This is a genomic window from Rossellomorea oryzaecorticis, from assembly GCF_038405515.1.
Lineage (GTDB): Bacteria > Bacillota > Bacilli > Bacillales > Bacillaceae_B > Rossellomorea > Rossellomorea oryzaecorticis_A.
In genome coordinates this window covers 1-8304 of record NZ_JBBYAF010000072.1, presented here as the reverse complement: position 1 = coordinate 8304, position 8304 = coordinate 1, and the positions used below count along the sequence as shown (strand labels likewise).

General features: G+C 41.5%; 9 protein-coding genes. 7 read left to right on the top strand and 2 right to left on the bottom strand.

Annotated features, from left to right (window positions below; genetic code table 11):
• Positions 1-299: 299 nt before the first annotated feature.
• The gene (locus tag AAEO50_RS20615) at positions 300-908 is read right to left on the bottom strand and encodes a trimeric intracellular cation channel family protein (protein WP_341986250.1); all 609 of its coding nucleotides are present in this window, start codon (positions 906-908) and stop codon (positions 300-302) included.
• Positions 909-1097: 189 nt separating this feature from the next.
• On the opposite strand from AAEO50_RS20615, the gene hflX reads away from it, so the two are divergent.
• The 4 genes from hflX (at position 1098) to glnA (ending at position 5573) form a co-directional block, all read left to right on the top strand.
• Positions 1098-2351 (top strand): GTPase HflX, encoded by a 1254-nt coding sequence (gene hflX / locus AAEO50_RS20610; protein WP_341986249.1) that lies wholly within the window; start codon positions 1098-1100, stop codon positions 2349-2351.
• A gap of 14 nt (positions 2352-2365) precedes the next feature.
• Entirely contained in the window at positions 2366-3643 is a 1278-nt protein-coding gene (locus AAEO50_RS20605) for a methionine gamma-lyase family protein (RefSeq protein WP_341986248.1), read from the top strand.
• 139 nt (positions 3644-3782) lie between these two features.
• Positions 3783-4199 carry a MerR family transcriptional regulator gene (locus tag AAEO50_RS20600; RefSeq protein ID WP_341986247.1) on the top strand — a complete coding sequence of 139 codons (417 nt, stop codon included), beginning with the start codon at positions 3783-3785 and terminating at the stop codon, positions 4197-4199.
• Between the two features lie 39 nt (positions 4200-4238).
• Complete coding sequence (gene glnA, locus AAEO50_RS20595) at positions 4239-5573, top strand: type I glutamate--ammonia ligase (RefSeq protein WP_341986246.1); 1335 nt, start codon at positions 4239-4241, stop codon at positions 5571-5573.
• A gap of 334 nt (positions 5574-5907) precedes the next feature.
• Here the strand turns inward: glnA and lexA are convergent, their stop codons facing one another.
• On the bottom strand, positions 5908-6528 hold the full coding sequence (gene lexA, locus AAEO50_RS20590) for a transcriptional repressor LexA (protein ID WP_341986245.1): 621 nt from the start codon (positions 6526-6528) through the stop codon (positions 5908-5910).
• A gap of 162 nt (positions 6529-6690) precedes the next feature.
• Between lexA and yneA the strand changes: the two genes are divergently transcribed.
• The 3 genes from yneA to AAEO50_RS20575 all read left to right on the top strand — a co-directional run bounded on the left by yneA (position 6691) and on the right by AAEO50_RS20575 (position 8007).
• Complete coding sequence (yneA, locus tag AAEO50_RS20585; RefSeq protein ID WP_341986244.1) at positions 6691-7017, top strand: cell division suppressor protein YneA; 327 nt, start codon at positions 6691-6693, stop codon at positions 7015-7017.
• A gap of 13 nt (positions 7018-7030) precedes the next feature.
• Entirely contained in the window at positions 7031-7681 is a 651-nt protein-coding gene (locus tag AAEO50_RS20580; RefSeq protein ID WP_341986243.1) for a YneB family resolvase-like protein, read from the top strand.
• Between the two features lie 92 nt (positions 7682-7773).
• Positions 7774-8007, top strand: a complete 234-nt coding sequence (locus AAEO50_RS20575) for a DUF896 domain-containing protein (RefSeq protein ID WP_341986242.1) — start codon at positions 7774-7776, stop codon at positions 8005-8007.
• The last annotated feature ends 297 nt before the right edge of the window (positions 8008-8304 follow it).

Below are 8304 nucleotides of genomic sequence, written 5' to 3'. Positions count from 1 at the left end.
GGTCACCTGTCCAGCTACAGGGCTTAGAGGCACATGTCATAAGCCAAACCGGCCAAGAAGGCAAAAAGCGCCTTCGTGCCCGATTCGTCTTATGCGACCCGCCTCTGGGCAAAGCCCTTCCGCTTTTCTGATAGGAGTCTTCGTCTTGCACTCCAATCAACCGCTGTAACAAGCTAAAAACAAAACGAAAACTTGAACAAAACCAACAAAAACCCGAACCAATTTGAATCTTAGAATTCAATTGGTTCGGGTTTTACTTAGACTAAAACACTTTTGTCCCAGACTCTTTATATATATACTTATCCTTCTGCACGGAGGCTTCTGTTTGGTAATCTCCATTTATACAAGTAAGATAGGACCCGCAGTGAAGTCGTCAGGATGAATAAGGTATAAAGTTCAAATGCCGAATTTGTAATATCAAGCCCGACTGCCGCTCCGCACATAACTGCCCAGACAGCATATATTTCAGAGCGGAGAACAAGAGGTTTTCTTCCTGCCAGGAGATCCCTGATCATTCCTCCCCCGCTTCCGGTCAGCACGGCAGCGACAATGACTGCCGAAAGCGGATGCCCCATTTCCGAAGCATATAAAGCGCCTTGTATCGCAAATGCGGAAAGACCTACAGCATCAAAGAAATTTCCCCAGCGTCTCCAATGTTTTAATAAGTTATTGGGAAACATAAAAACAGCAGTGATGGCCAGAAGAGCAATTTGAAACAGCATCCCCTGTTCCCATAAAGCGGAGACAGGTACACCGATGAGTAAATTTCTGATCGCTCCTCCTCCAAAGGCGGTGACGATCCCTAATATATATACACCAAGAATATCATATTCTTCTTCCATGGCTATAATGGCACCAGATACAGCAAATGCGATGGTTCCGATGATGCTTAATACTTCCCAAGTCATACCTATGCCTCCTATCCCTATCAGCTATTCTATGTATATTGATTACTATTGTCTTTTAATCAAACATACTGATTTTATCATGTAATAATTCAATTGCAACCATTTTTCATTACTTTAATCGTAGAGATTGTGAATTAATTTTGATAAGATGAAATTTATACGAGATCCCATTAGAGAGAAGGGCGCCTATTGAAAAAAGAAATTAATGAAAAAATCCTGTTAGTCGGTTGTCAGTTAGATGAAGATGATCTGCGTTTTCAATATAGTATGAAAGAACTCGAAGAATTGTCCGAGACAGCTCAAGGTGAAGTGGCGGCAATTTTATCTCAAAAGAGGGACCGTATTCACCCGAGTACATATATAGGGAAAGGGAAGGTCGAAGAACTTGCTGCCTTAGAAGAGGAGTTTGAACCTGACATCATCATATTCAACGATGAACTTTCCCCAAGCCAGATACGAAATTTATCAAAAGAATTGAATGCAAGAGTCATTGACCGGACTCAGCTTATTTTGGATATTTTCGCTCAAAGGGCGCGGTCTCGTGAAGGGAAACTGCAAGTGGAATTAGCGCAGCTGCAGTATCTTCTGCCCCGTTTAATCGGACAAGGTACATCCTTGTCGAGGTTAGGCGGCGGAATAGGAACAAGAGGACCTGGTGAAACAAAGCTTGAAAGCGACAGAAGACATATCCATCGCAGAATTGATGACATCAAGAAGCAGCTACAGACGATTGTGGAGCACCGGGAAAGATACCGTGAAAGAAGAAAGAAGAATAAAACCTTTCAGGTGGCACTTGTCGGATATACAAACGCAGGGAAATCAACCTTATTCAACAGGCTCTCCATAGCTGAGTCGTATGAAGAAAATCAGCTTTTTGCCACATTGGATCCGATGACAAGAAAGATGGTTTTACCCAGCGGCTATTTTACCTTGCTGACGGATACTGTTGGATTCATACAAGATCTGCCTACCTCTCTTATAGCGGCCTTTCGCTCAACGCTTGAAGAAGTGAAGGAGGCGGATCTCCTTTTACATGTAGTTGATAGTTCGAATCCGGATTATCACCAGCATGAAGAAACCGTTGAATCGCTGCTTAATGACTTGGGGATGGATGGTTTGCCCGTGTTGACGGTTTACAATAAGCGTGATATACGTCATCCGGATTTTGTCCCGGCAGGCGGCGCTGATCAAGTCCTGGTCAGTGCCATTGACAGTGATGACCGTAAACGTCTCCTGTTAAAGGTTGAGGATATAGTCATAAAGCAAATGGATCCATATCATGTCCTGGTACCAGCAAGTGAAGGAAAGCTCCTCTCACAGCTCAAAAATGAAACCATATTAAAAAAACTCGAATTCTTGGAGGACTCCCAAGCATACGAAGTAATCGGGTATCACCTTGAAGATCATCAAATCAGAGGAAGCATCAAGAAATTTCAAAAGTAGAAGGGAAGCAAGTAATGTTTGAACAATTAGTGCATGGAGAGGTTCTCAAACCTCTGGTAAATAAAGTGGAAAACTCGATTCAATCAATCCATAAAGAGATTGATGAACGAGCTGAAAACAACCAGTTTAAAGTCCTCAGATCGTTCCAGAAGCATAAAGTGAGTGACTCGCACTTCATTCCGACTACCGGATATGGATACGACGATATTGGCCGCGACACGCTAGAAAGTATATACGCAGATGTATTTGGCGGAGAAGCCGGCTTGGTAAGGCCTCAGATCATTTCAGGAACCCACGCCATTTCTATAGCGTTATTCGGAGTGTTAAGGCCGGGTGATGAACTGGTTTATATGACTGGTAAACCGTATGATACCCTCGAAGAGATTGTAGGTATCAGGGGAGAAGGGACCGGTTCACTGAAAGATTTCAACATCTCTTATCAATGTGTGGATCTGGACGAGTCGGGAAAAGTCGATTTTGCAAAAGTGAAAAGAACCATTTCAACAAAAACGAAGATGGTCGGGATACAGCGTTCGAAAGGGTATGCCAGCCGTCCGTCTTTTACAATAGAAGAGATACAAAATATGATTCGCTTTGTCAAAGATATCAATCCGGAGATTGTGGTGTTTGTAGATAATTGTTATGGTGAATTTGTGGATGAACTTGAACCGTGCCATGTCGGGGCAGATCTGATGGCAGGGTCGCTCATTAAAAATCCGGGAGGGGGCCTTGCTAAAACAGGTGGTTATATTGTGGGTAAAAAAGATGTAGTGGAAGCATGTTCATACAGAATGACATCTCCTGGGATCGGAGCAGAAGCAGGTGCTTCCCTCTATAGTCTACAGGAAATGTATCAAGGATTTTTCCTTGCGCCTCATGTTGTGGCACAGTCGTTGAAAGGTGCTGTATTCACCTCTGCAGTGTTAACGGAATTAGGAATGAATACAAATCCCGCTCCTTATGACAAACGAACAGATTTAATCCAATCTGTTCAGTTTGACGACAAGGATAAGATGATTGCATTTTGTCAGGCCATTCAGTTTGCCTCACCAATCAATTCTCATTTTACACCTTATCCTAATTACATGCCGGGATACGAAGATGATGTCATTATGGCTGCAGGTACTTTCATTCAAGGTTCAAGTATCGAATTATCGGCAGACGGACCGATCCGGCCGCCATATACCGCCTATGTACAGGGTGGATTAACGTATTCACATGTTAAAATCGCAGTGTGCTCTGCAATAGATAAATTAATTGAAAAAGGTTTAATCAGCGTTAAAAGTGGATAATAGAAGAGTAATTGGATAGTCTAAAACCGACTATCCTTTTCTTTTGAAATTTCATGTAAGTTTTTCTAACATTTGATTGACAGAACTTCTAACATTACATATAATGAAATCAGGAAGTAAAAGAAAAGGAGGAATCGGGATGAGTGGAAGTGAAATTCGTCGAACGATGGCACTATTTCCTATAAGTATTGTCATGCAGCTCACGGACTTAACGGCTCGTCAGATTCGATACTATGAAGAGCATGATTTGATTACCCCTGCACGGACTGAAGGGAACCGCAGGCTCTTTTCCTTGAATGACATTGATAAGTTATTAGAAGTCAAAGATTTGTTAGATCAAGGTGTAAACATGGCAGGTATAAAGAAGATATTCTCTGTCGCTGCTGTGGACGACAAGAAAGTAGTATCTGATGCAAGTAAACAAGAGGAAGAAAAGGCACGACAGGATCTTACTGACGAACAGCTGAGGAAATTACTCCGAAATGAATTGATGCATTCCGGAAAATTCAATCGCGCTTCCTTGCGTCAGGGGGATATGTCCCGCTTTTTTCATTAATAAATAACATTTAATTAAATCTGAGGAGGAATTACGTAAATGGCAAAGTATACTCGTGAAGATGTGGTTAGATTAGCAAATGAAGAGGGTGTTAAATTCATTCGTTTGCAATTCACTGATATTTTAGGGACGATTAAAAATGTGGAAATCCCTTTCAGTCAGTTAGAAAAAGCTTTAGATAATAAAATGATGTTTGATGGTTCTTCGATTGAAGGATTTGTGCGAATCGAAGAATCTGATATGTATTTATTCCCGGATCTTGACACTTGGCTTGTATTCCCTTGGACAGCTGAAAAAGGGAAAGTAGCACGTCTGATCTGTGACATCTACAACCCGGACGGTACACCTTTTGAAGGAGATCCGCGTAACAACCTTAAGCGAGTATTGAAAGAAATGGAAGAGTTAGGATTCTCTGATTTCAATCTTGGGCCAGAACCGGAATTCTTCCTTTTCAAGCTGGATGTAAATGGTGAACCGACTCTTGAATTAAACGACAATGGAGGTTACTTTGACCTTGCACCTACAGACTTAGGTGAAAACTGCCGTCGTGATATCGCTCTTGAGTTGGAAGAGATGGGCTTTGAAATTGAAGCTTCCCACCATGAGGTTGCTCCTGGACAGCATGAAATCGACTTTAAATATGCAAGTGCATTGAGAGCTTGTGACGACATCCAGACGTTCAAACTTGTTGTAAAAACAATTGCCCGCAAACATGGTCTTCATGCAACATTCATGCCTAAACCACTATTCGGAGTGAATGGTTCAGGAATGCACTGTAACATGTCGCTATTCAAAGATGGTAAAAATTCTTTCTTCGACGAAAAAGGAGATTTACAATTAAGTGATACTGCACGTCAGTTCCTTGCTGGAACAATTAAGCATGCAACTGCTTTCACTGCAATCACGAACCCTACAGTCAATTCTTATAAACGGCTGGTACCGGGATATGAGGCTCCTTGTTACGTTGCGTGGTCTGCTCAAAACCGCAGTCCATTAATCCGTATTCCTGCATCCCGTGGAATCAGTACGCGTGTAGAAGTACGAAGTGTTGACCCTGCAGCCAATCCTTACCTGGCCATGTCCGTACTTCTAGCGGCTGGACTTGACGGAATCAAGAACAATCTTGAAGCGCCAAAACCGATCGACCGAAACATCTATGTTATGGATAAAAAAGAACGTGAAGAAGCGGGTATCATTGATTTACCGGCAACTTTATACGCTGCATTAGAAGAACTGAAAAAAGATGAAGTAATCATTAAATCCCTTGGCGGTCATATCTTTGAACATTTCGTGGAAGCGAAAGAAATTGAATGGGATATGTTCCGTACTCAAGTACATCCTTGGGAAAGAGAACAATATATCCAAATGTACTAAGAACCGCTATAAAAGAACGACAGAGAAAGCCAGCGCTGATACAGCGCTGGCCTTCTTACGTAGAAGGGAAACAATGAGCCTGGGACAAAATTTTAAAACCACAATCCAAAGACGAACTATTTTTAGTGCAGGCTCCCATTACCGCTAATGATTTACAGGCAAAACTTCGCTTTCCGCGGGCGGTTGGTGATCATCCTAAATACCGCTGGGACTAGCTGAAAACAATACGCATATTTAAATAAAACCAATAAAAACCCGGATTAATTGAAATAGAATTTCAATTAATCCGGGTTTACTAAGACTAAAACACTTCTGTTCAGGCCTCTATTAAATATTAATGAACTTGGCGATAGACACCGATGACTTTACCTAAAATAGATACATTTCGTAAAATGATTGGACTCATTGACGAGTTTTCAGGCTGTAATCTTACAAAGTCCTTTTCTTTGAAAAAACGCTTGACCGTAGCTTCATCTTCTTCCGTCATGGCTACTACAATGTCACCGTTGTTAGCTGTCTGCTGTTGTCTTACAATGACAAAGTCTCCATCAAGAATACCGGCTTCAATCATACTGTCTCCCATGATCTCAAGCATGAAGACCTGTTCATCTGAAGGAGCCAGTCGTTCAGGCAGCGGGAAGAATTCTTCGACATTTTCCACAGCGGTAATGGGCTGCCCTGCCGTTACTTTACCAATCAGCGGCACATTTACAACCTTTTGACGGGGGATCGAGTCTTCCTCTAAATCGAGAATCTCAATTGCTCTAGGCTTGGTTGGATCGCGGCGGATAAGTCCTTTGCTTTCCAGTCTGGCAAGATGGCCATGAACCGTCGAACTTGAGGCCAAACCGACAGCTTCACCAATTTCACGAACGGACGGGGGATACCCTTTTTCTTTCACTGACATTTTAATATACTGCAGTATGTCTTGCTGTCTCTTTGACAATTTAGTCATGTTCACGCACCTCTATTTATCGATCTTATGTTCCCATTATAGCATGTCTTTCCAATTGATACAAACATAAGTTCGAATTTTTGGTTGACACCAAACGGATGTTCGTATTACAATCGAGTTACAAAGAACAGAACAAACATTCGTATGGAGGTAATTTCAATTATGCTAACACAAATTTGGAATCGTTGCTCTTATATAATCATTCTTTTCGTATTATCGTTCTTATCAGCAGGCTATCTATTTTTAACGACAGGAAGCGAACCTTCCTATGAAACCGTTAAGGTAAGTAAGGGTGATACTCTATGGACGCTTGCAGAAAAATTTGAAGGAGAATATTCTATGACTAGGGAAGAGTTTATAAAATGGGTGGGGGATGAAAATAATCTTATTTCTTTCTCCATTGAACCAGGTATGTCCCTTGTGGTGCCGGTAGAATCGGCCACTTATTCTACCCACTCCGATATACAACTTGCCATGAATAACAAATAGAGGGTGAGAGTCAATGAAAGCAGCGATTTACTGCAGGGTGAGTACAAAGAAAGACACGCAGGAAACTTCCTTGGAAAGACAGGAAGCAGAATTGGTGAAGCTTGCCGAAGAGCATCAGTTTGAAGTAGAAGCGATCATCAAGGATCAGGCAAGCGGGTTTGAACTGGACCGTCCCGGGGTCCTAGTATTGCTAGATTTAATAAAGGATCAGTCCATTGATGCAGTTTTGATACAGGATGAAACAAGAATAGGAAGAGGAAATGCAAAAATTGCATTAATACATTGCATTTTAAAAGAAAATGTAAAAATAATAAGTCAGACTCATAGCGGTGAGCTGCATTTATCAGAGTCAGACTCTATGGTCATCAATATTGTGAGCATGGTAGAGGAATATCAAAGGAAGCTCCATAATCTGAAGATTAAACGTGGAATGAGGAGAGCGGTTGAAAATGGCTTCCGGCCCCATAAGAACTTAAAGAACAAAGGAAATTCGGAAGGCAGGGAACGGATTGAAGTACCGGTTGAAGAGATTGTACGACTGAGAAAGAATGAGCTGACATTTGCCGAAATTGCTGCGACTTTGAGAGGGTTTGGCTACAACATATCAAAAGCTACCGTACATAGAAGATATAAAGAGTATAGTGAGGCCGATCAAGAAACATAATCCTTGTCATAAAAGCTATTATCTAGTAACATATCGGTATATTTCAAAGTGTTGCACGTATATGGATAATAGCTATAAAGGAGTTTTTATATATGCTTTCTAAGAACAAGATGAATAGAATAAATGAACTAGCCAAAAAGTCAAAAGCAGATGGATTAACTGAAAGCGAAGCGAAGGAACAAACAAAATTAAGAAAAGAATACCTCGAGACATTCCGCCAATCAATGAAAGGTACCATTGAAAACACACGCGTATTTGACTCCGAGGGCAATGAAGTAACACCAAAGAAAGTAAAAGACATACAAAACAAACGTAAAATGCATTAATAAATTATAAACGAGGCTGGGACAAAAGTGTTTTAGTCTAAGTAAAACCCGAACTAATTTGAATTCTAGTATTCAAATTAGTTCGGGTTTTTTAGATTTGTTCAAGTGTGCGTGAAGTTGTTAGCTTGTTACAGCGGTTGATTGGAGTGCAAGACGAAGACTCCTATCAGAAAAGCGGAAGGGCTTTGCCCAGAGGCGGGTGGCATAAGACGAATCGGGCACGAAGGCGCTTTTTGCCTTCTTGGCCGGTTTGGCTTATGACATGTGCCTCTAAGCCCTGTAGCTGGACAGGTGACC